Consider the following 26,171-nt stretch of genomic DNA (forward strand, 5'->3'; position numbering starts at 1 on the left):
ATTTTATTTTAAATTATAAAGGTTGACAAATTTACTAAAAAGACATGGAAGTTCAAGATTCTAAGTCCAAAAATTAAATGGTAAGCACCTTGATTTTTAACAGGTCCTGATATTTTCTTTATTCTTCGGTTATTTTTTCTGATTGAGATCCTATAAAAGGGATTTTCGGAGCCAGGAAATATCCTGTTAAGCTCGCAAAAAGTATCGGAACAAAATAAGTAAATCCTGTTAAAGTCCCAAGAATAATAGTTGTACTCATAGGCGTCCTGGTCACACAAGCGTTAATTGCAGCCATGCAGCTTACAATTGCCAGTGTGGTATCTACTGATGGAAAAAGATGATGTATGATCAGCCCCAAAGTAGTTCCCACAAAAAACAAAGGGATAATGAACCCTCCTCTCCAGCCCGAAGTCACTGTGATTGCTATCGCTAATATTTTAAAGACCAGAATTAAAAGTAAAAAGTTCAGAGAAAAATTCCCTCCGATCAGCTCATTAACTTCATGGTGTCCGAAGTATCTGGTAATGGGAAAGTAAAACGCAATAATACCCAAAACAATTCCACCTACTAATGTTTTTACATAGATGGGAAAGTTTCTGTACTCGAAGACTTTTTTGAAAAACTTAACTACAAAAATAAACAGCCATCCTACAAATGTTGCAACAACAGCAAACATACAAGCGTACATAAAATCGTAAACTCCGGAATAGTGATACGCTTTCAGGTTCCATGTAGCACCTATCCCGAGATGAATAATCAATGCAAACATTACATAGCTGAAACAGCTTGCGACCAATGCAGGAATTATTGCTTTATAATATTCAACAGCATGTTTATGATGTAAAATTTCAAGTGAAAAAAGACTTCCACCGAGTGGTGCACCAAATAATGCAGTGAAACCGGATGCCATCCCTGCAATACTTAAAGATCTCAACTCCTCGCCCTTCAATCTGAAAATCTTCCCTAGCCAGGTTCCTGTAGATCCTGTTACCTGAACCAGGGGAGCTTCAGGCCCTAAACTACCTCCTGAAGCTACACAAAAAAGTGACGACAAGATCATGGAAGGGTTATTTTTAGGATCGAGCTTTCCTTTATTAAATCTGATATTATTAACAATCAGATGAATTTCACCCGGATCACCGATGAAGTGAATAACCAGACCGGCTAACAATCCGCAAACGGCCATTGTTGGAATCACCATCCAACCTTGATACTGAGCTAAAAAGTCAGTAAAATATTCTAATACAATCCAATACAGTCCAGCAATGACTCCACCTACCAATCCGGTAAAAGCCCACATAAAAAATGTCCGGCTGAATACAAATGGATTAAATCTGATGGGCTGATCTAAAAGATTAAACGTTCTGATTAACCTTCGCCTTCTGTTGATTTTCATTGCGTTTAGATCCTATTTTTAGCAAAATAAAAAATAAGCATTCCCCAGCTAAGGATCATTAACAGCCCTCCAAGTGGAGTAATCGGTCCCAGGAATTTCAGATTAGCTCCCAAATAGTCCTGCAAACTCAGGAAGTATATACTAAATGAAAACAGCATTGTTCCTGCAATCATCAAAATAGAAACCCATTTTTCTGAAGAGGTTTCAAATTTCAAAATAAATCCAATGATCAACAGAAAGAAAGCAGCATACATTTGATATCTTACTCCTGTTTCAAAACTTTCCAGCCTTTCAACTGACAATATTTTCTTTAAAGCGTGCGCACCGAACGCACCTAAAATAACCGATAACATGCCATAAACGGCACCAAATACTAAAGTAATTGTTTTCATTATATCAATTTATGAGATCAGATCTTCAATTAATCTGTCTTATTTATAGTTTAAAATTTTAAACACCAAAGACAAAGCTCCGATAGCTATTAACATCCAGGCCATATTTTTACTTCTTGCAAAACCGGGGTTCCGGGTTATTTTCAGAAAAATTCCGAAAACTAAAATAAATGCTGACAATATGATTCCAAACATATTATTGGGCTCTCATTCTGTTAAACTCTGTGATAACCTCATGATGGGTAACTGTTTTGTCTTTGAAATAGGTAACAAAATGCTGCTTTTCCTCTTCCGTTGCTCCCATCTGATTCAGAATATTCAATAAATGCATCTTCATATGTCCTTTCTGAATTCCCGTGGTCACTAACGAACGCAGTGCCCCGAAATTCTGTGCTAATCCTGAAACAGCAAGTATACTCATTAACTCCTGAGCAGATGGCTTACCAAGAAGAGCTAATGAAAACTTGACTAACGGATGGAGGTTAGTCAGTCCGCCAACAACACCTACAGATATAGGAAGATCGATCCAAAATCTGAAAATTCCGTTATCAGTGGTGCAATGAGTCAAAGACCTGTACTGACCGTCTTTTGCAGCGTAAGCGTGTGCACAGGCTTCTGTTGCTCTGAAGTCGTTTCCCGTAGCAATCACCACCGCATCCACTCCATTCATAATTCCTTTATTATGAGTGGTTGCACGGAACGGCTCAATTTCAGCAATCGTTACAGCCTGTTTAAATTTTCTGGCAAATTCTTCGTTGGAAATCCCGCTATCATCTTTAAGATCATCAATTTTACAAGAAACCTCAGCACGAACCACACAGTCGGGAGTAAAGTTGGAGAGAATATTCATTACGATCTGTAAAGAATCTTTTTCCTCTTTGGTAAAGTCTTCTTCTTTAGCAACTTCTTCTTTCAATGTTTTCCCAAATTGCTCCAGACAAGAATTTATAAAATTGGCTCCCATTGAATCCACTGTATCAAAACTTGCCTTCAATTGGAAGTAATGGGCCATGTCAGCAGTCTTATCCACCAGCTTAATATCCAGAATTCCACCACCACGATTTCTCATGTTAGCGGTTATTGCTTCCGTAGCCTCAAATAGTTTTTTCTTTAGTTTAAAATTAAAAAAATGCAATAGTTTATGAGATTCTCCATTAAAAATGAAGTGAGTATGCCCCAATTTTTCTGTATTAATAATGGTTGTTTTAAAACCTCCTTTATCGATCCAGAATTTGGCAGCCTTAGATGCAGCAGCCACTACAGAACTTTCTTCAACAGCCATCGGCAAAGCCACCAATTTTCCATCTATTAAAAAATTAGGTGCTATTCCGTAAGGCATATAAAAATTAGAGATCGTATTTTCCGAAAATTCATCATGAAGCTTCTGAAGTTCTGTATTATCGTTCCAGTATTGCTTTAATATTTTTTGATATTCCTGATCGCCGTCAAGATATTCATTGACTAGCCAGTCTATTTTCCCCTGTTTGGTCAATTTGGAAAAACCTTCAATCGGTTGATGATTCATAGTATAACTTTAAAGAACCGTAAATATACTGATTTTGATACTTTATTCTGTTGATAACTTTATGTTAAAAAGGGTGACATTTCTCAATTTTGGAATTACTTTTGAATTAAAATTCACAGAGTTAAATCGTCCTTATATCATAACATATGAACTTTGACCGCCTAAAAGAAAAACTCGAAATCCTTGCTGACGCAGCGAAATATGATGTTTCCTGCTCTTCCAGCGGAGGAACACGAAAAAATAAAAAAGGTGCTTTGGGAGACAGTTCCATAAGCGGGATTTGTCATACCTATACAGAAGACGGACGATGTGTCTCCCTGCTTAAAGTTCTTTTGACCAATCATTGTATTTATGATTGTGCATACTGTGTTTCAAGAAGCTCCAATGATATCAAAAGGGCAGCTTTTACGGTGGAAGAAGTAGTGGATCTTACCATTAACTTTTATCGGAGAAATTATATAGAAGGACTTTTTTTAAGTTCAGGCATTTTTAAAAATGCTGACACGACCATGGAACGTCTGGTGAGAGTTGCAAAAAAATTACGACTTGAAGAAAATTTCAATGGATATATTCACTTAAAATCCATTCCTGGAGCAAGCGATGAATTAATGCAGGAAGCAGCACTCTATGCGGACCGTCTGTCTGTCAATCTTGAAATTCCAACCGAAAGCGGACTCAAGCTACTCGCTCCTGAAAAAAACAGGGCCGACATGATAAGTCCTATGCGTTATATTCAGAAAGGGATATCCCAATATAATGATGAAAAAAAGATTTTCCGGAAAGTTCCGAAATTTGCACCAGCCGGTCAGTCGACCCAAATGATCGTAGGAGCTACCAATGAAAACGATCTTCAGATTATAAAAGTCGCGGATCATTTTTATAAAAATTACAACCTTAAAAGAGTCTATTATTCAGGGTATGTACCAGTACTAGAAGACAAAAGATTGCCTTCATTAACTACTGAAGTCCCAATGCTTAGAGAAAACAGATTGTATCAATCGGACTGGCTCATGAGATTTTACGGCTTTAAAGCAGAAGAAATTTTAGATCCCAATCTTCCTTTTCTCGATCTTGAAATTGACCCCAAATTAAGCTGGGCATTAAGACATCTTGATCAATTCCCTATCAATCTCCAGACAGCTGACTATCAAATGATTCTTCGAATTCCGGGAATTGGTGTAAAAACAGCTAAAAAAATAGTACAAGCAAGACGTTTTCAGATTTTAAACATGGATCATCTTAAGAAATTAGGAGCAGCTGTAAACAGAGCAAAATACTTTATTGACTTCAATGCAGGAAATGTTTTTTTGAAATATTTAACGAATCAAAATTTAAAGAAATTATTGATTGGAGGAAGCTCGTCGAAATTTCATAATAAATTTTCACAGCAACTTACCTTGTTTTAAAAAACAATGATTTTCTCCCTGTTTAAAGGCAAACTGTGATAAAAATCTCTAAAAAGTTTATAAATTTTACATCTCTATATTATTAAACTACCATATAAAATAAATGACTACCCTACTTTACGACGGAAGCTTTGACGGACTTTTAACTGCAGTGTTTGAAGTATTCGAATACCGTTATAAAGACGTTGAAATTTTCGGCAAAAATCAATATCATCAGGAAAACATTTTTGCAGAAACCCACGAAGTAGTCACTCAGACAGAAAAGGCAGAAAGAGTTTTCAAGAAGCTGGAAGAGAACATAGGGAGATCCGGAATCCATCAATTGCTGAAAGTTTTTCTATCAGAAGATCCGGAATCAGAAAGAATTATCCTTTCAGCCATACAATTATCTGTACAACATCCTCATGAAAATATTCTTCAGAATTATGCGGATAGTGATATTTTAAAAATATCGAAAATATGTAAATCCGTAGACAGAGAAAGGCATCGGATGACGGCATTTGTAAGGTTTGAGAAAATGCAGGATGGTGTTTTCTTTGCAAAAATAGATCCTGATTTCAACGTTATTCCCCTGATCAGAAAACATTTTAAAGATCGATATCAGGATCAAAAGTGGATGATTTATGACCTCAGAAGAAATTATGGAATTTTGTATGATCTTGAAAATTGTGACTTCTTTTATCCTGATGAAAAACTGGATCTTGATCAATATGAGCAAAAATTCCATGATGAAGAGAGCCAATATCAAAAATTATGGCAACGTTACTTTATAAAAACCAATATTACAGAAAGAAAAAATCTAAAGCTCCATATTCAGCATGTCCCGAAAAGGTACTGGAAGTACCTGACAGAAAAGAGGTAATGTAAAATAAAAACACCATAAGATGGCAGGAAAAACTTTATGTACAATTGCGTTAATCAGTATTATCAGCTGTATTCCTGATAAGAAAAGAAATGCAATATCTGAAATAGATAACGGGACAGGATCAGAAATTTTGGTTCATACCGATAAAAATACTATCAAAGAAAGATTTTCTGCACCTCAGGGATATGAATGGATTGATGAAAAACAGGAATCTTTCGGGTATTTTCTCGAAAATTTCACTTTAAAACCCTATAAAAGCAAGATACTTAGATATGACGGAAATCCAATATCTACCCAGCATCTGCATGAAGCAATTTTTGATATCGATACCGGAGATCAGGATCTTCAACAATGTGCAGATGCGGTGATCCGGCTAAGGGCAGAATATTTAGTTAAAAATAAAAGACAAGATGAAATTCAATTTCATTTTACAAATGGTGATCTGCTGAGCTGGAAAGATTATAAAAACGGAACACGGGCCTTTGTCAATGGCAATTCTGTTAATTTCAAAAAGACAGCCTCTTTCGATGACTCGCCTCAAAATTTCAGAAGTTATCTAAATCTGATCTTTAATTATGCAGGAACTATTTCATTAAATAAAGAAACAAAACCGGTTTTAAAAAGTGAGGATTTAAAAAGCGGAGACATTCTTATTACACCAGGAAGTCCTGGACATGTTGTATTGATAAGTGGCGCTTGCAGAAATAAAGAAGGGAAAAAGTTATTTTTACTAAGTGAAGGTTTCACTCCTGCCCAATCTATCCATGTTCTTTCCAATCCTTTTGATAAAAACAGATCTCCGTGGTACAACTTAGACGTAAAAGCTAACGAAACAAAAACTGCGAGATATATTTTTAAACCAACAAACTTTAGAAGTTTTTAACAATTTATATTCAAAAGTATTATCAACTTACTACTATAATCTGAACTTGTTTTTGTAAATTTGTGTTCGAAATTTTTTACTAGATGAAAGAAAGTGCTGTAAAAAAAATTGCAGTTCTTACTTCCGGAGGAGACTCCCCGGGTATGAATGCTGCATTAAGGGCGGTGGTAAGAACGGCAAATTATTATAATATCGAATGTTACGGAATAAGAGAAGGCTACAATGGGCTTATCAACGATGATTTCTTAAAAATGGGTCCTCGTTCCGTAAAAAATATAATCAACCAGGGCGGAACTATCCTAAAGTCCGCAAGATCCCAGGAATTCAGAACTAAAGAAGGACGTCAGAAAGCCTACAATAATTGCGTTAAACATGGTGTTGATGCAATTGTGTGTATTGGTGGAGATGGAACTTTCACAGGGGCGAAGATCTTCAATGAAGAATTTGGTATCAGAGTAATTGGTGTTCCGGGGACTATCGACAATGATATTTTCGGTACCGACAATACTATTGGATATGATACGGCTTTGAATACTGCCATGGAAGCTATTGATAAAATCCGTGATACAGCCACTTCTCACAACAGAGTATTCTTTGTTGAGGTTATGGGTCGTGATGCTGGGTTTATTGCATTAAACAGTGGACTGGCAACCGGAGCTTTGGATATCCTTATCCCTGAAAAAAAGGACAGTGTAGATGAGCTTTTTGCGACTTTCAGAAATGCTGAAAAAACCGGAAAAGCTTCCAGTATCGTAGTTGTTGCTGAGGGAGAGAAACTGGCGAATATTTATGAGCTGGCAGAGCAGACAAAACAGGAGTTTCCTGACTATGACATTCGTGTAGCTATTCTGGGACATATCCAGAGAGGAGGATCTCCGAGCTGTGCAGACAGGGTTCTTGCGAGCAGACTGGGATACGGAGCCGTGGTAGGATTAATGGAAGGTAAAACAAATGTAATGGCAGGAATGCGTTCTAACGATATGGTATACACTCCTATTGAAGAAGCCATTAAAAAACATAATGAAATCAATAAAGACCTTTTACTGATTTCAGAAATATTAGCAATCTAATTTTTATAATTGTAAAAATCAAAATATTATGTCAACAATTAAAGTAGGTATCAACGGGTTTGGTAGAATTGGACGTCTTGTTTTCAGAGCAATGACTGAAAGAGATAACATTGAGGTAGTAGGAATCAATGACCTTATCAATGCAGAATACATGGCTTACATGTTAAAATATGATTCTGTACACGGAATCTTTCCAGGAGAAGTATCTGTAGAAGGTAATGATCTTGTAGTAAATGGAAAGAAAATCAGAGTAACTGCTGAGAAAGATCCAAATAACCTGAAGTGGAATGAAATCGGAGCTGATTATATTGTAGAATCTACAGGTCTTTTCTTATCTAAAGATTCTGCTCAGGCTCACATTAATGCAGGTGCAAAAAAAGTAATCCTTTCCGCTCCTTCTAAAGATGATACTCCAATGTTCGTAATGGGTGTAAACCACAAAGAACTTACAGATGATATTAAAATCTTATCTAACGCTTCATGTACAACAAACTGTTTAGCGCCTTTAGCTAAAGTTATCCACGATAATTTTGGAATCGTTGAAGGTTTAATGACAACTGTTCACGCAACAACCGCTACTCAGAAAACTGTAGATGGTCCTTCAATGAAAGACTGGAGAGGAGGTAGAGCTGCATTGAATAATATTATTCCTTCTTCTACCGGTGCTGCTAAAGCTGTAGGAAAAGTAATTCCTTCATTGAACGGAAAACTTACAGGTATGTCTTTCAGAGTACCTACAGTAGACGTTTCTGTAGTTGACCTTACAGTAAGAATTGAAAAAGCTACTTCTTACGAAGAAATCTGCGCTACTATTAAGGCAGCTTCTGAAGGGGAACTAAAAGGAATCTTAGGATACACTGAAGATGCAGTTGTTTCTCAGGATTTCGTAGGTGATAAGAGAACTTCAATCTTCGACAAAGACGCAGGTATTATGCTTTCACCTAATTTCGTAAAGCTTGTTTCTTGGTATGACAACGAAATGGGTTATTCTAATAAATTAGTTGACATGCTTGTTCACGCTGCTTCTTTATAAGAATCAAACATTTAAAATAACACAAACCCCGCTCATGATGTGAGTGGGGTTTTTAGTTTACCATTTCCAAACAACTAATAAAGAAAGTATAAACCATTATTTTCCTGAAAACATTTCCTTTCCGTATTCAAACTTAAAATACAATTATTAAAAACCAAATAAAAACAAAATAATATATTATTTTATGCTTATTTTAGTTAAATAAATTAATGCATTTTACAAATAAAATTAATTACCATAACAGATAATCAAAATAAAATTTCTCAAACAGTTTTGAAAATCAAGTTTTCAGGGTTATTAGTTTATAACAAATTTTGCATTTTTTTCAACACAAAAAAATCCCCCTTTAGGGGTATTTTTAAGAAAATATTAACTATCTAAAAAAGACTATTTTCATGAAAGACGCTGAAAAAAAACATCCCTTGATTGAAGTTTGGGAAAGATATCCCGCTACAAGAAAGGAAAAAAAAGAAATACTGAAGACGCCCCCTATCGAACGTATCATTGGTGAGATGTTTGCAATCGGAGAATTTTATTATTATGTATTAAATCTTACAAACAGTACCCTCTCTCATCATCATGAAAATATTTTAAAATTACATGGTTTAAAAAAAAATCCTGAAAACCTTAAAGAAGTCATAGATCTCACACATCCTGAAGACATTCCTTTTGTAATAAAAGCGGAACAGGCCGTTGTATCTAAAATGATTGAAATTGGCCCGGAACATCATCTCTACTTAAAATCGAGTTACTGCTTCAGGATGAAGACTGCAAAAGGAAATTATGAGTTGTTCCATCACCAGGCTATTCCTACCCTAGAGGATGAAAATGGGAACCTCGTACAATCCATTAATATACATACCAACATTAATCATATAACAAAGCAAAATCCTTATACCGTCCTGATTTCAGGGATTGGCCCCAGAGCCGATTTTCACCAGATGACAATAGACAATCCCTCCTCATCAACCCATCAGACACTCGAAAATCTCACCAAAAGGGAAGTAGAGATCCTTTCTCTGATTGCAAAAGGATATTCGGGAACAGAAATATCCGAAATGCTTATTTTATCTCAGCATACTGTCCGTTCTCATCGAAAAAACATCCTTACAAAAACCAATTCAAGAAATGGTAAAGAGCTTTTGAAAAAGGCTTTTGAATGGGGCATTATATAACTATTATAAAAAGATATATTTGAAGTAAACATATACTCTCCATGCTGATAAATCTCACAGAGGTATTTCGGCGTAAAACTTGTACTTTTATAATTGATGGAAAGATCAATCGTACATCCCCGTTTTAAAAATTCACCTCATTTCAAAGATTTCTGGCAAAAGGGTAACGGAAAACTGCTTATTGAATTTTCCGGTGCAGAAGTGAGTTTCAGCGAATTTGAGCAATTTTCTCCCTATTATTATCACGTTGACGAAACCGGTGACCAGGTGGTAAAAGATGTCTATTTTACTAAAAAATTTCACGAAGCTACAAGGGAAATCGAGAAATACATCAGAAATGGAGTTTCTGAAAACGATCAGGTTCCGGACAGTGTTAAAAGACTTTTCAAAGAAGTTCAGAAAAAACCTGAATGGCTAAATGAAGAATTGCTGAAAAGTGGCGCTGAGCTTTGTATGCGAAGCGGACTAGATGCCCTCATCTCTCTTAGGGATTATTGCTTGATCGGAGGTTATGATTACTCCTACCTGAATAAACCCCTTATTGTAACAGAAGCATTGAAAAAAGGAGCCGTAAAACGTCTTTCTGAAACATTGGATTTCTGGGTGAATGTAACCCGTTACCATGCCCTGGATATTCATGCCAAAGGCTATGGATTTGCTATAAAAACACGTCTTATTCATTCATATGCAAGACTTTCGATCAAAAAGCATTATGCTGATTGGGATACGGAAAACTGGGGAGAACCTATCAACTCCTGGGATATGATGGCCACCTATATAGGTTTTAGTTTGGTTTTTCTTCACAGCTTAAAAAAACTGGGCAATAGCTTTTCAAATGAAGAGGAGCTTGGTATTTTTCACCTATGGAAATATGTCGGTTATTTGCTGGGCATTCCCGAACACCTCCTTCTTGATCATAAAAAACAGGCTACGGAATATTTTTACCTATGGTCATCCATCCAGCCTCCTTCGGATAAAGACTCTGTACTCCTTGCCCATTCATTACTCGATGAATCCCTGGAGAATCCTATATTAAAGTTCAGCTTTCAAAGAAGAAATCTACGGTATCTTCATATTTGCTGCACCTGGTTTTTACTGGACGATGAGGTTTGTAAGCGATTGAATATTCCTGATGTCTCCAATAAAAAAGTTTTCCCTCAGGTAAAAAAAGCAACTAATATTATATATAATACTTTAGTAGGACGAAAAGCAAGAATTGAAGCGGGTAATAAAAAACACCTTAAAGTTCTGGAAGACTATTTAAGAATAACATCGGGCTCCAACTTCCATTAAGTTGATCTGCTTTTTTAGTTTGCTATTATTTCATTCATAATAAGATAGGCACTATTTTACCAAACAGAATTATTGTTTTTTTAACTTTAAAAAGACGCTTTGAAATTGAAAAATATTAGCTTTTGATTCCAAAATTATGTACTTTTGAGAAATTATTTTTTAGAAATGAGTAACATTGACGATAAGAAAAAAGCACTGGCTCTAGTGCTTGATAAATTAGATAAAACATACGGAAAAGGAACTGTAATGACTTTGGGAGATAATTCTGTTGATAATACAATAGAAGTTATTCCTTCCGGATCCTTAGGATTAGACATTGCATTGGGAGTAGGAGGATATCCAAGAGGAAGAATCATTGAGATTTATGGACCTGAATCTTCCGGTAAAACAACTTTAACACTTCACGCTATTGCAGAAGCTCAAAAAGCAGGTGGAATTGCAGCATTTATTGATGCAGAGCACGCTTTCGACAGAACTTATGCTGCAAAATTAGGAATAGATTTAGAAAACCTTATTATATCTCAACCGGACAATGGTGAACAAGCCCTGGAAATTGCGGACAACCTTATCCGTTCAGGAGCGATTGATATTGTAGTAATCGACTCAGTTGCCGCTCTTACTCCTAAAGCAGAAATTGAAGGAGAAATGGGTGATTCCAAAATGGGTCTGCATGCAAGATTAATGTCTCAGGCATTAAGAAAACTAACTGCAACAATTTCAAAAACAAAATGTACCGTAATTTTCATCAACCAGCTGAGAGAGAAAATTGGTGTAATGTTTGGAAACCCTGAAACGACAACCGGTGGTAATGCCTTGAAATTTTATGCTTCAGTAAGAGTAGATATCAGAAAGGCAAGTGCACCGATCAAAAATGGTGACGAAGCAATCGGAAGTCGTGTAAAAGTAAAGATTGTTAAAAATAAAGTAGCCCCTCCATTCAAACAAGCTGAATTTGACATCATGTACGGAGAAGGAGTTTCTAAAACAGGAGAAATTCTTGATCAGGCTGTAGAGCTAGGAGTGGTAAAGAAAAGCGGTTCATGGTTCAGCTATGATGAAACAAAATTAGGACAAGGCCGTGATGCGGTAAAAGACGTTCTTAAAGACAATCCTGAACTTTCTGAAGAACTGGAGAATAAAATTAAAGAAGAATTGAAAAATAAATCAAAATAATTTTTCAAATCAAAATCAATAACAAAGACAGCCTTCAAGCTGTCTTTTGTTTTTACTCTATTTCCTACCCTCACAAGTGAGAAATACTCTTTGGCGCGCCGGTATTTTTGTAAGATATTGATGAGATTTACTAAAAAAATCTTTTAATCTTTTAATCTTTTAATCTTTTAATCTTTTAATAAAAAAAATCGGCGGAACATTTCGTCCGCCGATTTTTTATCGTTAAGGTTTATCATCCGTCAGTTCAAAGCCCCAATCTTTTCCTTTTTGGGTTGCAGAGACTCCTTTTGTCATCCATACCGGAGCTTTAGCTCCTTTAAGATAATAATCAAAAAACTGCTGCTCGCGGATTTGTATATCTTTCCTGTTCTGTCGTTTTACAAGATTATGGTCGTCACCATTATAGTTAAGAAGCCAAACGGGTTTTCCCAGACGTCGTAATGCCGTAAACATTTCAATTCCCTGATACCATGGAACTGCTCCATCTTTATCATTACTCATAATGACTACCGGAGTTTTCACCTTATTAATCGTGAAAAGCGGTGAATTTTTAATGTAAAGATCTGGTGCCTCCCAAAGATTTTTCCCTAATCTGCTCTGTGATTTTTCATACTGAAACTGCCTGTTCATTCCTGAGGTCCATCTGATCCCTCCATATGCAGAGGTCATATTGACAACAGGAGCACCACTCCACGCAGCAGTATACATATCTGTGTGAGCAATAAGGTAAGCAACCTGATAACCGCCCCAGCTTTGTCCTTGGATTCCGATTTTAGTACCGTCTACCCATGAATTCTGCTTTAATTTTTCAACTCCGGAATTAATATATTCCATTGCGGATTCCCCCGGAAAACCATCGGTATATGAAATATCCGGTGTAAAAACCAAATATCCGTTGCTCACAAAGTAAGAAATATTTAATCTTGATGGTGTCGGAGCAGGAGCAACATAACGGTTCAGATTGTCCGAAAGCTTCTCATAGAAGTAAACAATCATAGGATATTTCTTGTTGGGATTGAAATCTTCAGGCTTGTACAAAACTCCTGTAGATGAATTGCCTTTTGGTGTTGTCCAGTTGACCAATTCATTCGTCCCCCAATTATAAAGAGCTTGCTGTGGGTTTGTATTGCTTAATTTTTGTTGTTCCAAGAAATCTGATGTTGCGAAAATATCAGGCGATTCTGTATAGGATTCTTTTACCAAAATATATTCTTCCGCATTTTTAGCTTTTTGAATGCTTCGATACCCCCAGACATTTTCCATTTGGATTTTTACAGGATCAGCGTCTGACTGAATGGTTGTTCTGAAAATTCCGTTTGCTTTGGATGTATTATCAAAAGCTGATAAATAAATGGAAGATTTCCGGTTCAGGCTTTTTACATCTTTATCTAAATCGTATGTGTCGAATGTTATTTTATGTTTGCGCCCGAAGCCATTCGTGATATTCCTTGGCTTTTTTGAGCCGTTCAGGAAGAATTCCCAAAGATCGTAGCGATCTCTTATAATTACAGATTCATCTTTATCCGTCCATGATGCGATACCATAAGAATTTGGAAAATCCGGCATATCAAATTCTTCATCAACAAAAGAAACCGGCAACCCGCTATTGAGAGGAAGAGTTTGTTTTGTTTTAATATTGTAACTCAACCACATTCCTTTTTCTTTGTTGAAAATCACAAGAAATTTTCCAAGCGGAGATATGGCAACTGCCCCGTCAAGATTTTTTATAATTTCTGTTCTTTCGCCCGTCTTATTATCAATCAGAAAATAGGTTTTCTTTGTAGAGCCTTCCCATTGAGAGGAAATACGGTTATTGATACTGGTAATCCCTAATGCAAATTCAGCATTTCCTTCGTTCACCAATCTTAAAGTATCTAAATCTTCTCCATCAATATTTCTGAAGAAACCAGGCTTTTCTGTCTGCATTACTGCGGCATAGGATTTCTTCAGATCGTTTTTTAATTCTTTTAACTGTACCGTCTGAAGATAATCATCTTTATAATTCCAGATGTCCACAACAGCATGATTGTTGGCAATCATCGCAGTATCTTTTGCAACAGGTTTTGGCGCAACACCGAAATACAATTGTTTTCCGTTTTTGCTGAATAAAGGCAACCTGTTTTCAGAAACTACCCAATTCTTTTTCATCTGTTCATTTTCATTGCTTATAACCTCCTTCTTATTTCCTTTAAAATTAAAGTAATACAGCTGATATAATTTCACCAGGTCATTTTGTGCAGAAGCAGTTCCCACAAATGCCAGTTGGTCTCCTTCTTCATCGAAAGACAACTGTGAAAAATCGCCCTCCATTTCTGAAACCTTAGATACAGTCCCTTTTTGCAGATCAACTATCTGTACGGTTTGAAATGCATATTTCTTTGGCTTTGATTTGTCAGTTTCTTTTTTATCTGCAGATTTTTCACTCTCAGAATCCTTATCTTCTTTTTTCTCTTTTTTAGCCTTTTCTTCCGGCTTTTTAGTTACAAAAACCAGTTGTCTTCCGTTTTTACTGAACTCATAACGCACTACATTATCATATGTTGTACTTTTTCCATCCAATAAATTCCGTACCACCAATTGTAATGGTTTTACATTTTTATCTTCATCATTATTTTCATCTCCATCTTCTTTATCAGAAGCATCATCCGAGGATTTATCTTTTGTATTTTCCAAAAGGTATGCAACAAAAGAACCTGCTTTTTCAGGAACTTTAAATGATTTCACATTAGGAATTTTCTCAGTTTTATCATTGAGAAAATCAACTATTGCAAGACTATCTTTCGTTAATTTATTTTTTTTCAGCTTTTTATCTTTTACCGCCTTTATATCTTTATACTGTGGACGGATTTGAAAAACAGCAAACCTGGAATCATTGGTAAAATCCAATTTTGTTGCTCTTGCAAACTTCTTTGAGGTTTTATTTTTAACTGAGTGCAGAAAAAGGTTAGAATTTCCCTCCTGAGCATCTACGGAATAGGCAATCCATTTTCCATCATTTGAAATTTTTTTTGTCCCGATATTTTGCCAGCTGTCGTAAACGGAATGATCTAGAGGTTTTTTCTGTCCATACATAAAACAGGTCATGATGAGCAGAATAAAAACTGTACATTTCAACTTCATTTTTTTAATAATTTTAAAGATTTAAAAGTAAGATATTTCTTTGACAAAATTACATGAAGCTCCTGTTTCATTATAAGTTCAAGAGTGTCATTCTGTCACTTTCTTCCTCATGGTATTTTTTTTGAGAAGAATTATGCAAATCAAAACTAAATTATTATGACTAAAGGAAATATTAATGTTTCTGTGGAAAATATTTTTCCACTTATCAAGAAATTTCTTTACAGTGATCACGAAATATTTTTAAGAGAATTAATTTCCAATGCCACTGATGCTACTCTAAAATTAAAACACTTAACAAGCATTGGTGAAGCTAAGGTGGAATATGGAAATCCTAAACTTGAAGTAAAAATCAATAAGGAAGAAAAGACTCTTCATATTATTGATCAGGGGATAGGAATGACGGCCGAAGAAGTCGAAAAGTATATTAATCAGGTGGCTTTTTCAGGTGCCGAAGAATTCTTGGAAAAATATAAAGACAGTGCAAAAGATTCAGGAATTATCGGACATTTCGGTCTTGGATTCTACTCTGCTTTCATGGTTGCTGAGAAGGTAGAGATTCTTACAAAATCTTACCGAGATGAACCTGCTGTTCGTTGGATATGTGACGGAAGCCCTGAATTTACACTTGAAGAAACTACAGATAAAACTGAAAGAGGAACCGAAATTATCCTTCATATCGCAGAAGATTCAACCGAATTTCTGGAGGAATCAAAAATCCGCGAGTTACTATTAAAATATAATAAATTCATGCCTGTTCCGATTAAGTTTGGAACAAAGACCCACACTCTCCCATTACCGGAAGGTGCTCCGGAAGATGCTGTTGCTGAAACAGAGGAAGTGGACAATATCATCAACAACCCGAATCCGGCATGGACAATTGCTCCTACTGATCTCACGAAAGAGGATTATGTAAAGTTCTACCACGAATTGTATCCAATGCAATTTGAAGAACCCTTATTCAATATTCACCTGAATGTTGATTATCCTTTCAATCTGACAGGGATATTATTTTTCCCAAAGCTGGCTAACAACCTGAATATTGAAAAAGATAAAATCCAGCTGTATCAGAATCAGGTATTTGTTACCGATGAAGTAAAAGGAATTGTTCCGGACTTCTTAATGCTTCTTCGTGGTGTCATTGATTCTCCTGATATTCCATTGAATGTTTCACGTTCTTATCTGCAGGCTGACGGTGCTGTAAAAAAGATTTCTTCTTATATTACTAAAAAAGTAGCAGATAAAATGGCTTCCCTTATCAATGAAAGCCGTGAAGACTATGAGAAAAAATGGAATGATATCAAGATCGTAATTGAATACGGAATGATCTCTGAAGAGAAATTCTATGAAAAATCCGATAAGTTTTCTTTATATCCTACAGTTGATGGAACTTACTTCCTATGGAATGAATTGACTGAAAAAATCAAACCTGCACAAACTGATAAAGATGGTAACCTGATCATTCTTTATGCTTCCAACGCAGATGAGCAACATAGCTATATCCAGTCTGCAAAAGATAAAGGGTACGAAGTGCTTCTTTTAGATTCTCCTATTGTACCTCACCTTATTCAAAAGCTGGAAAGTACTAAAGAAAAGGTTTCATTTGTAAGAGTAGATGCGGATCACGTTAACAATCTGATCAAAAAAGATGAACCTGTAATCTCCAAGCTTAATGATTCTGAAAAGGAATCATTGAAAAAGAATGTAGAGGAAACCATCAGTGATGCAAAATTCACGGTTCAACTGGAAGACTTAGACAGTACGGATGCTCCTTTTACGATTACACAGCCTGAATTTATGCGAAGAATGAAAGATATGCAGGCAACAGGCGGAGGTGGAATGTTTGGAATGGGAGGCTTCCCTGAAATGTATAATCTGGTAGTAAACTCTAACAGTGAATTCGCTGGTCAAATCTTAAAAACAGAAAACCATGAAGAGAAAGCAAGCCTTATTAAATACGCTTTAGATCTTGCAAAACTTTCTCAGAATTTATTGAAAGGAAAAGATCTTACAGATTTCATCCAAAGAAGTTACAAGCAGCTTGAAAAATAAAATAACAAAAGCGATACAGATCATCTGTATCGCTTTTTCTTATAAGACTATTCTATAATATTTGTCTAAATCCTAGTTAGTTCTTAGAAAACTAAGCTTCATCCTTGATCGCTTATTCTATACCATTTTTATTTTCTGATCTGTTCGATTTAAAGATTGCTAAAACAAGCATTATCATCAAAAGAATTACCTGAACAAAAAAGTACCTATCTTCCTTATCAAATAATTGAATAGTTGAAATAACTATTAAAAAAGTATAAGCAATAACAGCATTTTTATTACGTTCCCTCCAGGCTGACATAATAAGGATAAAGAAAATTATAAAAGAGATACATTCAAAAATGATACGCCATATACTATCCCTTGTAAACAGTGGAGTAAGTATTAACATAATCATTACTATTATTATAATATACTTATTAAATTTCATATTCTATCTTTATGGTTTCCCTCCCTCTCTTACGCAACCTCGATAATCTGTTTCTGCATCTGAATTACACACAATCATATTAGTAGTAGCTACTGCTCCTCCAATTACAGCCCCCGTTCCTCCTGAAAAAATCCCTACTAAAGCAGCTCCTCCCATTGTTATTGCATAATTCCTCATACATCTATTTGATGCTTTAACAAAACCTGCCTGACAGTCTTTTCCATTTGCCATACGAGTACTTTCATCATAATTCAATTGCAAATCTACCTCATTTGTCAGCATCCTTGTTCTTTCTTCTTCTGTATATTTTGAATAAAAATCAGCATTAGATTCTCTGAAGGCTAAACTATTATCATTCATTTTCTCATACATAGAGATCAATTCCCTGCTTCTTCCAATTTTTGCAGAATTATAAAGACTTTCAAGTTCTTCTACGGTCTTAACCCTATCAATTCCCGACTGAATCAATGAAAAATCTGCGTCTTTTTCATTATCCAACAGATTCTTGATTTCCGACTGAATGCTGAGCTGGGTAGATACATAATCTGATAAAGTTCCGGAATCTGATCTCGCAGTTCTTAAAACATTTTTTTGAATTGTCTTTGTGCTGGAATTCTGTCCCGTTGATAAATCTTCGTTTGAAGAACATGCCTGAAAAATCAGCAGGAATAGCACTCCTGCCATAAGTAATTTTTTTCTCATTGTGTTGTTTTTTTATTTGTTGTACTCCAAAACTATAAAAGTCAAAACATTCAAAATGCATAATCCTGTTGCAGATTTTTTGCATTTTTCATGTACAACACAGATACAAATTTGTGTGATTTTTTGCATATTTGTATAAAAATGCGAGATGCAAAAAGAAAAGCTACGATCAATCAGAAAGAAAAAGGGATATACTCAGCAACAAATTGCTGATATCATTGCTACGGATGTTTCCAATTACAGCAGAAAAGAAAGTGGAGATGTAAAAATCGTAAGGGCTGAATGGGAAAAGATTGCTAATTTCCTCGATGTTACTATGGAGGACATTTATGAAGAAGATGACGCCCAAATTGTTGTCAATAATGATCATCCAGTATTTAACGACAGTTCTGCATCGGGAGTGTATCAATATAACAACAATACGATTCCACTTTCCATTGTTGAAAACCTTCAGGAATATATTTCTTTATTAAAAGCCGAGAACCAGAAATTACAGGCAGAAATAAAAACGCTGAAAGCAAGAAAGTAAATTCTACAATTCACTTAAAGGATCCCAAAAAAGTTTCTTGAAATTTTTAATTCTAAAATTTTCAACCACAATACCCTCTGCTTCCAGCTTAGGCTGAAATTCTTTTACAGATAAAACTCCTGAACTGGAAATTACCCTATGGGCAGGAACATCTTTTGGGCATCCACCCATAGCCTTTCCAACATGACGTGAATGATTGGGATATCCTACTGCTTTTGCAATGGCTCCATAAGAAGATACTCGCCCTTTGGGAATAAGCTTTGTAATTTCATAAACCTGTTGTTTAAAAATTTCGTCCATACACGATCATTTATATTGGTTAAAATAATTGCATCATTTTTGAATGATAATAATTTCAATGATGTTTCTCATTAAAATTATAAAGTTATGAAAAAATCATTTTTCCGCATTCTGAATGCGATCAATAAAAAGATCTTACCCAAATTAAGCGATAAGGATCCTTCTTCATTAACGAAGTTACAAAAAGGAATTCTTGCATACCGTTATTTTGTGCTTATTAATTCTATGGATTAAATTCTATAAAAAGGAAAGCTTTTATATTTTGTTAAGCCCGATATGACCAATCAATTTCTGAAGCCTCGGAACTTTTAATGATTTTAGCTATTTTAGAATAATTTTTTTAACATCTAAAAAATAAAAAACGCTCCATAATATGAAGCGTTTTTCTTATTTTATGATCCAGGATATCCCGGAAATTTCATCTTAAGAATTCTCAAGAATATAGGAGAACATTAATGGTGCACAGATCGTTGCATCACTTTCAACGATGAACTTAGGTGTTGTAATATCCAGTTTACCCCAAGTGATTTTTTCATTTGGAACTGCTCCGGAATATGAACCGTACGATGTTGTAGAATCGGAAATCTGGCAGAAATAAGACCAAAACGGTACATCATGCATCTCCATATCCTGATATAGCATCGGTACTACACAAATTGGGAAATCTCCTGCGATTCCTCCTCCAATCTGGAAGAATCCTACACCTTTCCCTCCTGAATTTTTAGTATACCAATCAGCAAGATACATCATGTATTCAATTCCTGATTTCATTGTTGTTGCTTTAAGCTCTCCTTTTATACAGTAGGATGCAAAAATATTTCCCATTGTGGAATCTTCCCATCCCGGAACAACAATCGGAAGATTTTTTTCTGCAGCAGCAATCATCCATGAGTTTTCTCTTGGAATCTCATAATACTGCTCCAAAACTCCAGAAAGGATCATTTTGTACATATATTCATGTGGGAAGTATCTTTCTCCTTTAGAGTCAGCGTCTTTCCAAATCTCCACAATATGCTTCTGCAACCTTCTGAATGCTTCTTCTTCAGGGATACATGTATCTGTAACTCTGTTTAATCCTCTTTCCAATAAGTCCCATTCTTCCTGTGGCGTAAGATCTCGGTAATGCGGAACTCTTTCATAATGAGAATGCGCAACCAGGTTCATTAAGTCTTCTTCCAAGTTTGCTCCGGTACAAGAAATAAAGTCTACTTTATCCTGACGGATCATCTCAGCAAGAATCTTTCCTAATTCAGCAGTAGACATTGCTCCCGCTAAAGTTATCATCATTTTTCCGCCATCTTTAAGATGCGCAACATAACCTTTTGATGCATCCACCAATGCAGCTGCATTGAAGTGCAGGTAATATTTCTCTATAAATTCAGAAATTGGCTTGTTCATTTATTTTGATTTTTGCAAAGATAAAACTTAAAATCGGAATGTAGCGGCAGCACTCAGAGAAAGTCTTGTTAATCCTTCCTTTTGATCATCCTCCAGCTTAAAAGATCTTCCGTTAATTGTCATTTTGCTTAATGTACCGGCTGTAAGACCGATTTTAGGACCAATAAAAAAGTTATTCAAGACTGCATATTGGTAAGCAAAATTAGCTTCCAATCCCAAATTTGACCCCGTTCCTTTAACGCTACCGGTTTTTGTTGTATAGGTAATAGCTCCCAGTGCAACATCATAATAGAATTTATGTTTAAACTCATCGTTAAAGTTAGAATACATAAATGCTGGTCCAAAGAAATTGATATTGTCTTTGGTGCTAACATATCCTGAAATAGTTTGCCCATTATTATCTCTTACGGTAATTCTTCCATCACTGGATGCACTGTAATTGGAATATTTTAATCCTAAATGTATATTCCCCTTCACGTTATAATAAGCAGAAACATCAAAATTCATCCCGCTTTTTAACCCTTTAATGTAGTTTCTTGTATCCCCTGAAATATTCGATGGAGTTTTTGCTACCCTCCATGCATATCCCACGGATGGAATGATTGAAAATTTTTGTTGTGCCATGGACATAGCAGTAATCGAAAACATCCCTAAAAGTGTAATTTTTTTTATCATTTGTTTTAAATTTCGGCAAAAATAACATTTTTTCCGAAGTGCACAATCAGAATTTAAAACGTCTGTTTTCCTTTTTGTCTGAGAGTTTCTTTTTATTATCAAGCCTTTTCTGCTTTTGACCTTTGGAAGGTTTGGTTGCGAGTCTTTTCTTAGGAATTATTAAAGCTTTATTTACAATTTCTATAATTTTTTCAACTGCTTTATTTTTATTCATCAATTGAGTTCTACTCTCAGAAACCGTCAAAAACATCAAGCCTTCTGCATTGATTCTGTTTTTTAATTTATTTTGAATTAAAACTTTTTCATCTTCAGTAAAAAACTCAGATCCGTTTACATTCCAAAGTACGGTGACAGATGTTTCCACCTTATTTACATTCTGACCTCCCGCTCCACTGCTCCTGGAAGTTCTATAGCTTAGTTCTTTTGAAAAATCTTTCATGGTTTTGAAACAAGGGTTATAGATAAAAATTTCACGACAGCATTTTCATTAATTCTAGCCGGTTCACCTTACCATTCGGAGTCCTCGGTACTTCGTCCACAAAAATAATTTCTTTAGGTTTATGAAAGTTTTTTTCAAATGGTATTTGTGAAATCCTCTCAATCAATTTTTCCGAACGTTGCCCTTCGATAACCAATACTAATCTCTGGCCTAAAATTTCATCTTTTAATCCTAAAAATAAAACTTCGTTTGCAATTTCTTTTTTGACCAATCCTTCCAGTTCTTCAGGAAAAATTTTAGCCCCTCCGGAATTAATTACATTATCAATACGTCCTAAAAATCTGAACTGATTATAATTTTTAATTTCAACTAAGTCATTAGTTTGCAGGACCTCACTGTTGACATCCGGAGCAAATATCCGGAGACATCCCCGATCATCTTTAGAGATTTCAACATGTTCAAAAGCGGTAAAGTAATCTTCAGCCTTTGGCGACAGTTGCTTTAAGGCAATATGGGATAAAGTTTCTGACATTCCATAGGTTTCAAATATGTTTGTATTGAGGTGTGATATCCTTTTTTTCAGGCTCTCTGAGACGGATGCTCCACCAATGATCAGGTTCTTTATAAGGTGAAGTTTATCCACAGAGTTTTCCACCTGTAGAGGAGTCATTGCACAAAAATCTATTTCTGCAGTAATTTCTTCAAGTGGCTGTAAAGATGGTTCTTCCACAAGCAGCTTCATCTTTCTCTCAAAGGAGCGAACTACCATCATCTTACCTGAGATATATTCTACAGGTAAACAGAGCAAAGCCGTATCTCCTTCTTTTAACTGTAAAAAGTTACACGTCATCACTGCTGAATTCATCATTTTCCTTTTTTCAATTTCAAAAACTTTAGGCGCTCCTGTTGATCCTGAAGTTTGGACATCAACTGTTTCCGAACCGGAAGTCCATTTTTCCAAAAAAAGAATGACTTTTTTTTCGAATTCCGTATGTGGATATAAGTTATTAATTTTGAGATTATTGAAATCTATCACCATGTTTTCCGCAAATAAAATGTGATGTAAATGTAAAAAAAAGTTTAAAAAGTTCTTGTATGTAGAGAAAAAAGCTTTAAATTTGCACCACTAAAAACAACACAGACCCATGGTGTAGCGGTAACACTACTGATTTTGGTTCAGTCATCTGGGGTTCGAATCCCTGTGGGTCTACAACCACTCTTTCTTAAGAGTGGTTTTTTTATTATATATGTTTAAAATCCCATTAATAAAATACTAGTACACAACTACTTATTATTTCAGGATGTATTAAAATGATTTTTTTATGCCAGATTTTTGTGTATCAAGAAAAAATTTATAAATTTGCACCACAAAAAATAACACAGACCCATGGTGTAGCGGTAACACTACTGATTTTGGTTCAGTCATCTGGGGTTCGAATCCCTGTGGGTCTACAAGCCACTCTTAAAAAGAGTGGCTTTTGTTTTTCTATTATTGATCAAAATTTTTGGATAACAAACGTAACATATCCATCAAACAGCCATACTCTTAGATAAATTTTAATTTACCACTTAATATTGTCTGAAAAGCACAAAGAGACTTTAAATAAATACCCCTGATCTAATAGATCAGGGGTATTTATTTAATATTATTATCATTATTTAGCCAATTCTCCGGCAGGTTGTTGTTGGGTTACACAATGTACCATCCCACCATTTTCATATAGGTTTCTAACATCAATTCCAATCACTTTTCTAGTAGGATACTGATCCTGAATAATTTTGTTTGCTACTTTATCATTGGGGTCACCATAATTTGGAACGAGAACAATTTTATTGGCCACGTAATAGTTTACATACGAGCCCTTTTCATCCAGTTGTTTACCATAAGCTGTTTTCACCTTGTTTTTTGTAGCAGGCACATAAACTTTTTTATATTCTTTTCCCTCCACGTTTGTGGCAGTATACAATGTATTGATATCTTTATCCGACAGCCCCATTTCTGCAAGATCCTCTTCATCCATCGTAATCATGGTATCCTTGTCTATAAACTTCATAAATCCATCAATGTGCATATCAGTAACATCCAGTCCTGTAACGCCATCCAACCAAATCACCTTTGATACTCCATAATAGGTTTTAAACATTTCCTCAGCCTCCTGCTGTGTTATCCCTTTTGTCCTTACCGAACCTTTTTTCTGGCTGATCACGGAACTTTTACATGCCATTAAAACCCCATCTCCATCAGTTTCTATTGCACCTCCCTCATTTACCATTTCTTCATTCAGATCTATAACCTTTGCCCCGATGTCTTTTCCGATACGTTGTGGAATTTCATCACAATTTTCAAAATCAAACTTTTCTCCCCAACCATTAAATCCCCAATCTTCGATCAGGAGGTGTCTTTTATTATCTTTCACGAAAATAGGTCCATTATCCCTGATCCATACATCATCTGTAGGATAGATCTTAAAATCAATATTTTTCATCGGTATGGCATTCTCCTCTAAAATATTTAAAATCCTTTTCTTCTCTACCTCATCATAAGCAATAATATGGACCTTCTCATTAACCTGTAAAGCTTTGGTCATATCAATCCATGTCTGCTCGACCCTTTCCCTGTAAGCCTTACCATGCTGGTGATGATGTGGCCACTGTAGCCATGTTCCTTCGTGAAGGGATGACTCTTCCGGGAAATAATACGTTTGTGACATACAAAACACTGAGTTTAATGTTAAAAAAAATGCAAAAAATTTATTATTCATATTATTAAAATTTCTTTCCTATAAATATTCCAAAGTCAATTGTGGTTTCAAAATTATTTCCGGTCTGAGAAACGGTACTTCCGATTCCGAACTGCATCTTCTTTTGGGTTTCTATTCCCAATCTGATGACCTGATTACTCATCTGATGCTCCTTAATGCTAAAATCAGAATCTATAATCAACATACTATACAGGCTAAACCGCTCATTAATCCTGGGTGTATATTCCATTAATGTATAAAGCCCGAATCCCATTTCTTTCCCATCGAAAGAATAAGTCAGCGCCGGATATAAATTAATTCCAAAATCTCCTTTCTCTTTAATAAAGGCAAATCCAAGCGAAGGCATTACATCTTCAGCAGATACATGAACTCCCCCTGAAATTCCCCAGTTTCTTCCTATATAATAATTAAGATTCTGATATAACTCTGCATTCCATTTCTTTGACTCATATTCGTAGGAAACTGTACCTGAAGCGAAATAATTCCATTTTGTCTTAAAATCCTTATCAAAAATCCCTAAAACTTCTGTTTCCTTGATACCTGCATAACCTTGTACTGAAATTTGAGCTGTTGCTCCATATGAAAACAGAAAAGCTACGGGAAATACTATTTTTTTCATCATTATTGTTTTCTAAAGTCTTTACTTATAAATCATCTTTGTTATTGATGACTGCAAAATTATATCGTTAAAAAACAAAAAATTGTCCTAAAAGGACAACCTCATGAATACAACGGAAAATAAATGTGTGTAATAATTTCTCCTGTTGGGGACTGTGTATATTCTTCTATAACATCGGAATTATCCAGCATAAACAAAGACTCCGTCAGCCAAAATCTATAAAAAATCCTGTACGTTTCCAGAATACTATCAAAGCTTCCGTAATGGGTAAATTTGATATACTTGCCTCCAAAAATTTCTTTCTTTTGAAATCCTGATATCCCGGAAGAAATATGTGTTATACCTGCTCCGTATCTGCAGTGAGGTACGCTCGTAATAAGGGGCTGATCCCGAATAATCCCATAGGCAGAACCAGAAATTTCATTTTCATTCTCAATACTTTCCCACAGATCATTAATTTCCTGATTATTATAATCCATAGCTTTAATAAACCTACAGTATACAGAAACCGGATCTTTATATCTTATTTCATGTGGCAGATTTCCTTGGGTATTACCAATAAACTGACTAAACATTTCCTGTTTATTTTTCCTGGCTACTGCCGGTGAAATATGATATTGTTGTTTAAAAGCTTTAGAAAAGGATTGAATATTAAAATAACCAATTTGCCAGGCAATGTCAGAAATTGTATCGGTTGTATATATTAGCTTTTTATAAGCATTCTCAAGGCGGAGCCGTTTTTGAAATCCGGAAATGGTTTCATTAAAAATCCTAAAAAAGATCCTTTGGAAATTCCTATAGGAATAATGAGACATGCTCTCTATTTCATAAGCCGTGATCTCTCTGTCAAAGTTTTCCTCAATGAGGTCTACAATCTTTTGTATTTCACCAAAATGATTATGCATGAATGTATTTTATAAATTCAAATGGGTTTTTC

Annotated in this window: 24 protein-coding genes and 2 tRNA genes; 13 read left to right on the forward strand and 13 right to left on the reverse strand. The window is 35.3% G+C overall.

Features of this window, described 5'->3' with window-relative positions:
- Positions 1-118: 118 nt before the first annotated feature.
- The 3 genes from AC0INN_RS16535 to AC0INN_RS16545 all read right to left on the reverse strand — a co-directional run bounded on the left by AC0INN_RS16535 (position 119) and on the right by AC0INN_RS16545 (position 3,313).
- Positions 119-1,396: a chloride channel protein gene (locus tag AC0INN_RS16535; protein WP_273649405.1), complete on the reverse strand. Its 1,278-nt coding sequence runs from the start codon at positions 1,394-1,396 to the stop codon at positions 119-121.
- Positions 1,397-1,401: 5 nt separating this feature from the next.
- Positions 1,402-1,788 carry a DUF423 domain-containing protein gene (locus AC0INN_RS16540; protein WP_273649406.1) on the reverse strand — a complete coding sequence of 129 codons (387 nt, stop codon included), beginning with the start codon at positions 1,786-1,788 and terminating at the stop codon, positions 1,402-1,404.
- A gap of 196 nt (positions 1,789-1,984) precedes the next feature.
- Positions 1,985-3,313, reverse strand: coding sequence for a hydroxymethylglutaryl-CoA reductase, degradative (locus AC0INN_RS16545; protein WP_172280431.1), 1,329 nt, complete (start codon positions 3,311-3,313; stop codon positions 1,985-1,987).
- A gap of 146 nt (positions 3,314-3,459) precedes the next feature.
- On the opposite strand from AC0INN_RS16545, the gene AC0INN_RS16550 reads away from it, so the two are divergent.
- From AC0INN_RS16550 to recA, 8 genes are all read left to right on the forward strand, one after another.
- A complete protein-coding gene (locus AC0INN_RS16550; RefSeq protein ID WP_273649409.1) occupies positions 3,460-4,719 on the forward strand; it encodes a putative DNA modification/repair radical SAM protein in 1,260 nt (419 codons plus the stop codon).
- A gap of 103 nt (positions 4,720-4,822) precedes the next feature.
- Positions 4,823-5,581, forward strand: a complete 759-nt coding sequence (locus AC0INN_RS16555) for a TIGR03915 family putative DNA repair protein (protein ID WP_273649410.1) — start codon at positions 4,823-4,825, stop codon at positions 5,579-5,581.
- Between the two features lie 22 nt (positions 5,582-5,603).
- Entirely contained in the window at positions 5,604-6,467 is an 864-nt protein-coding gene (locus tag AC0INN_RS16560; protein WP_273649412.1) for a DUF4846 domain-containing protein, read from the forward strand.
- Between the two features lie 83 nt (positions 6,468-6,550).
- The gene (pfkA, locus tag AC0INN_RS16565; protein ID WP_172280439.1) at positions 6,551-7,537 is read left to right on the forward strand and encodes a 6-phosphofructokinase; all 987 of its coding nucleotides are present in this window, start codon (positions 6,551-6,553) and stop codon (positions 7,535-7,537) included.
- Between the two features lie 28 nt (positions 7,538-7,565).
- Entirely contained in the window at positions 7,566-8,570 is a 1,005-nt protein-coding gene (gene gap, locus AC0INN_RS16570; RefSeq protein WP_273649415.1) for a type I glyceraldehyde-3-phosphate dehydrogenase, read from the forward strand.
- A gap of 395 nt (positions 8,571-8,965) precedes the next feature.
- Positions 8,966-9,745 carry a response regulator transcription factor gene (locus AC0INN_RS16575; protein ID WP_172280443.1) on the forward strand — a complete coding sequence of 260 codons (780 nt, stop codon included), beginning with the start codon at positions 8,966-8,968 and terminating at the stop codon, positions 9,743-9,745.
- A gap of 96 nt (positions 9,746-9,841) precedes the next feature.
- Positions 9,842-11,038, forward strand: coding sequence for an oxygenase MpaB family protein (locus AC0INN_RS16580; protein ID WP_306614130.1), 1,197 nt, complete (start codon positions 9,842-9,844; stop codon positions 11,036-11,038).
- Positions 11,039-11,203: 165 nt separating this feature from the next.
- The gene (gene recA / locus AC0INN_RS16585) at positions 11,204-12,211 is read left to right on the forward strand and encodes a recombinase RecA (RefSeq protein ID WP_172280446.1); all 1,008 of its coding nucleotides are present in this window, start codon (positions 11,204-11,206) and stop codon (positions 12,209-12,211) included.
- A 222-nt stretch (positions 12,212-12,433) separates the two neighbouring features.
- Here the strand turns inward: recA and AC0INN_RS16590 are convergent, their stop codons facing one another.
- Entirely contained in the window at positions 12,434-15,331 is a 2,898-nt protein-coding gene (locus AC0INN_RS16590) for an alpha/beta hydrolase family protein (RefSeq protein ID WP_273649420.1), read from the reverse strand.
- 156 nt (positions 15,332-15,487) lie between these two features.
- Between AC0INN_RS16590 and htpG the strand changes: the two genes are divergently transcribed.
- A complete protein-coding gene (gene htpG, locus AC0INN_RS16595; protein WP_273649422.1) occupies positions 15,488-17,380 on the forward strand; it encodes a molecular chaperone HtpG in 1,893 nt (630 codons plus the stop codon).
- Between the two features lie 439 nt (positions 17,381-17,819).
- Here htpG and AC0INN_RS16600 read toward each other — a convergent pair whose 3' ends face one another.
- Entirely contained in the window at positions 17,820-18,512 is a 693-nt protein-coding gene (locus tag AC0INN_RS16600; protein ID WP_273649423.1) for a hypothetical protein, read from the reverse strand.
- Positions 18,513-18,660: 148 nt separating this feature from the next.
- On the opposite strand from AC0INN_RS16600, the gene AC0INN_RS16605 reads away from it, so the two are divergent.
- Entirely contained in the window at positions 18,661-19,041 is a 381-nt protein-coding gene (locus AC0INN_RS16605) for a helix-turn-helix transcriptional regulator (protein ID WP_172280454.1), read from the forward strand.
- A gap of 3 nt (positions 19,042-19,044) precedes the next feature.
- Here AC0INN_RS16605 and AC0INN_RS16610 read toward each other — a convergent pair whose 3' ends face one another.
- A complete protein-coding gene (locus tag AC0INN_RS16610) occupies positions 19,045-19,341 on the reverse strand; it encodes an MGMT family protein (RefSeq protein ID WP_172280456.1) in 297 nt (98 codons plus the stop codon).
- Between the two features lie 87 nt (positions 19,342-19,428).
- Here AC0INN_RS16610 and AC0INN_RS16615 point away from each other — a divergent pair, with 87 nt between their 5' ends.
- On the forward strand, positions 19,429-19,575 hold the full coding sequence (locus AC0INN_RS16615; protein WP_172280458.1) for a hypothetical protein: 147 nt from the start codon (positions 19,429-19,431) through the stop codon (positions 19,573-19,575).
- A gap of 189 nt (positions 19,576-19,764) precedes the next feature.
- On the opposite strand, the gene AC0INN_RS16620 is transcribed toward AC0INN_RS16615, so the two are convergent.
- From AC0INN_RS16620 to AC0INN_RS16635, 4 genes are read right to left on the reverse strand one after another with little or no spacing between them, the layout of a single operon-like run.
- Complete coding sequence (locus AC0INN_RS16620) at positions 19,765-20,739, reverse strand: deoxyhypusine synthase family protein (protein WP_273649427.1); 975 nt, start codon at positions 20,737-20,739, stop codon at positions 19,765-19,767.
- A 27-nt stretch (positions 20,740-20,766) separates the two neighbouring features.
- The gene (locus AC0INN_RS16625; RefSeq protein WP_273649429.1) at positions 20,767-21,414 is read right to left on the reverse strand and encodes a hypothetical protein; all 648 of its coding nucleotides are present in this window, start codon (positions 21,412-21,414) and stop codon (positions 20,767-20,769) included.
- 46 nt (positions 21,415-21,460) lie between these two features.
- On the reverse strand, positions 21,461-21,853 hold the full coding sequence (arfB, locus tag AC0INN_RS16630; RefSeq protein WP_273649431.1) for an alternative ribosome rescue aminoacyl-tRNA hydrolase ArfB: 393 nt from the start codon (positions 21,851-21,853) through the stop codon (positions 21,461-21,463).
- 31 nt (positions 21,854-21,884) lie between these two features.
- Complete coding sequence (locus AC0INN_RS16635) at positions 21,885-22,892, reverse strand: AMP-binding protein (RefSeq protein WP_273649433.1); 1,008 nt, start codon at positions 22,890-22,892, stop codon at positions 21,885-21,887.
- 100 nt (positions 22,893-22,992) lie between these two features.
- Here AC0INN_RS16635 and AC0INN_RS16640 point away from each other — a divergent pair.
- Positions 22,993-23,063 (forward strand) — tRNA-Gln (locus tag AC0INN_RS16640).
- Between the two features lie 171 nt (positions 23,064-23,234).
- Positions 23,235-23,305, forward strand: a tRNA-Gln gene (locus tag AC0INN_RS16645).
- 203 nt (positions 23,306-23,508) lie between these two features.
- Here the strand turns inward: AC0INN_RS16645 and AC0INN_RS16650 are convergent.
- The 3 genes from AC0INN_RS16650 to AC0INN_RS16660 all read right to left on the reverse strand — a co-directional run bounded on the left by AC0INN_RS16650 (position 23,509) and on the right by AC0INN_RS16660 (position 26,139).
- Positions 23,509-24,564: an agmatine deiminase family protein gene (locus AC0INN_RS16650; RefSeq protein ID WP_273649435.1), complete on the reverse strand. Its 1,056-nt coding sequence runs from the start codon at positions 24,562-24,564 to the stop codon at positions 23,509-23,511.
- Between the two features lie 55 nt (positions 24,565-24,619).
- Complete coding sequence (locus AC0INN_RS16655) at positions 24,620-25,234, reverse strand: hypothetical protein (protein WP_273649437.1); 615 nt, start codon at positions 25,232-25,234, stop codon at positions 24,620-24,622.
- A 101-nt stretch (positions 25,235-25,335) separates the two neighbouring features.
- Entirely contained in the window at positions 25,336-26,139 is an 804-nt protein-coding gene (locus AC0INN_RS16660; RefSeq protein ID WP_273649439.1) for an AraC family transcriptional regulator, read from the reverse strand.
- Between the last annotated feature and the right edge of the window lie 32 nt (positions 26,140-26,171).

It is taken from the genome of Chryseobacterium subflavum, assembly GCF_055762745.1.